At 47.9% G+C, this 2,009-nt stretch carries 1 protein-coding gene; it reads right to left on the reverse strand.

Features of this window, described 5'->3' with window-relative positions; genetic code table 11:
- Positions 1-242: 242 nt before the first annotated feature.
- On the reverse strand, positions 243-644 hold the full coding sequence (locus EXE41_RS18415; protein ID WP_049933027.1) for a DUF5684 domain-containing protein: 402 nt from the start codon (positions 642-644) through the stop codon (positions 243-245).
- Positions 645-2,009: the final 1,365 nt, after the last annotated feature.

Here is a 2,009-nt window from a genome sequence, read left to right on the forward strand (position 1 = left end):
CTGTGTCGGCTTTTTATCTTCGACCTCCGCGAGAGCGTCGCGGAGGTCGTCAAGAGTGGCGGCGTCAAGCGTGGACATACTTGCTAATCACACTCTAACCTAAAGAATATTTAGCTGACAGTATCAAGACCGCCTCCGGCCGGCGGCTACCTGTATCTAATACTGGGAATAGTATCAAGCCCGTAGCAGCGTTTCATCGGGAGAAACACGGCGCAGTTGGGCCTAAATGAGATTTTTGAGTGTTAGGCCATGCTCTCCGTTGAGCTAGTGGCATCGTTATACTGGTAGCCACCGAATCCGAGAAGCGGGTAGAAGACGAATGAAATAAACGTGAGTCCGAGGCCGAACAGAATCCCCTTATTGAATTTGCCAGCGACATCGATACTAACTTTCAGCGTGGCGAAGAAATTGATCACTGGGACGAAGAACAGAGCAAACCAATACCATGCGTTTCCGCTCACCTTGACTAAGACGTAGAGATTGTATATCGGAATAATCGCAGCCCAGCCCGGTTTCCCAGCTTTCTCAAATACTTTCCACAATCCGGCAAAAATCAAAATAATGAGTCCTAGTGTAACGAACAATTCAATATTGGTACTACTGGCTCCTTGTATCGAAACTGATGAACTCAACGCTGATCGCATCAGTCAATGAATTCTTCCATATTAATAAAAATCCAAGTCACCGTTTCACACTCTGAATTACGACCATTGGAATAGTTATCATACCGAACCCAAACTTCCAGAACACATATGTTCGTAGCTTTCGACTGAGGAAGTAATGTCTGCGCTTCAGTCTGCCCTCCTTAATTGGAATCCGAGTCGGATCATAACTGCCGTCATAGCTGGCACTGCAGTCTTTCTTGCGTCCCAAGTTACTGAAGGAGTTCTCTTGGAGCTTGGCGTGGCAGTTCTCTTAGCAATGGTACTCCATATTCCATGGTGGTTGTACAACCGTCATACCACCCAGTCTGTAGATGGGTGACAGACTCGCGCCCTGTATTTAACAGCCCGTTTGTACCAACTGCTAAGAATTTCAACAGAGCCGAGAGGTTGAAATGGTGAACACAGAGTTAAAAACAAGCAACTGGATCTACCACCTAGCACTATTGCCAACTGACGGACTAGGCACCGTCGTGGTGATTAATAGACATGATAGATGATATCTTAGAGTTCATTTTTGAACTATTGCTGGAGTTGGTCCCAAACGCGGTATGGAAGGTTCTGCTGAGTGTGGTCGGGATCGCGATGACGGTGGTCGGAGCGACAAACATTACAGAGTCAACACGAATAGGGGCCGCATTAATCGCCGTCGGTACATTCCTATTTATATCCTCTCTCCTCTCGTTGTACCGATCGAGCTAATTCTTTTTTTTATCGCTCTTCTGTAGGAGATTGTTGATACAGTCAATGCTAGCTGAGTGGGAACACTAATCGACATTCTTAGTACCTCTACCGTGAACTCCCAATTTGATTCACGCACCCGCAAATCGCAAGACCGCAGTCCATCAACAATGTGCTACACAAGAGCGTTTTTTATTACGACGCCGTCACGAGCACGAACCCGACGACACCGATGAGGAACACGATGAGTGTGAACACGAAGCCGGTCAGTTTCACTCGACGGCCATAGGCGTTGAGTTCGTCTCGGGAGTACATGATTGTAACGAGGCGAGACGGATGTCGGAACGGACTCGGTGGCCGTGGGTCTGGAATACGTTCACGCAGTCGTCTGTATTCGGTAAATGACCAAATGCCATATAGTGTAAGCCCAAAGACAAATCCTAAACCCGATAGAAGCGCCGCAAGGAACGCGAATCCGACTGGATCAGCCACACTGACCTGTATTGATGACCCCTCTGAGTTCAACAGAAGTACCACTATCGGTAGTTCCCATCGGGTAAGCGGATAGTCACAACTGACAGGGTTAGATTCTCAGAAAGCGTCTGGATGGGTGCGTATGAGATTTCTCTACCACCCAGACACTGTCCTTACGGCTCCAGACCTCGA

It is taken from the genome of Halorubrum sp. SD690R, from assembly GCF_005435035.1.
In the GTDB taxonomy this organism is placed as follows: Archaea; Halobacteriota; Halobacteria; order Halobacteriales; family Haloferacaceae; genus Halorubrum; species Halorubrum ezzemoulense.

Coding starts and splice junctions, on each gene's coding strand:
- EXE41_RS18415 (WP_049933027.1), bottom strand. CDS start 644: ATGCGATCAGCGTTGAGTTCATCAGTTTCGATACAAGGAGCCAGTAGT.